The following is a 294-nucleotide window of genomic DNA, read 5'->3' on the forward strand; positions in this document are numbered from 1 at the left end:
GTCGCTGTCGCGGCATGCATTCTTTTGACTACATCATTTCCGTCAGCGCCTTTGCGGCGCCCAAGGCGCACTTCGTTTGGCCGGCTGTGGCGGACGCCGTACGCAAAACCGGCACAGGACAGCGGTTGCTTCAGTTTGGGTATGCATCGCTTCCCGTTTGGCCCCCAAGCACAAACGAACTTACACAATTCGACAGCAGCGTTTGCGGACGCCCAATTTCCCCGGGCGTGAGCATCCCGTGCCTGAACAAGGTGACCACGCGACACCTCAAACCGATGCTGCTTTAGAAGCAAC

1 protein-coding gene is annotated in these 294 nt (G+C 58.2%); it reads left to right on the forward strand.

The window, feature by feature from the left end; genetic code table 11:
* Nucleotides 1-287 (forward strand): hypothetical protein (locus EN786_RS38430; protein ID WP_210238942.1); only part of this gene is annotated, 287 nt, incomplete at its 5' end.
* Nucleotides 288-294 lie beyond the last annotated feature (7 nt).

Origin of the sequence: Mesorhizobium sp. M4B.F.Ca.ET.143.01.1.1 (assembly GCF_004792275.1) — a bacterium.
In the GTDB taxonomy this organism is placed as follows: Bacteria; Pseudomonadota; Alphaproteobacteria; order Rhizobiales; family Rhizobiaceae; genus Mesorhizobium; species Mesorhizobium abyssinicae.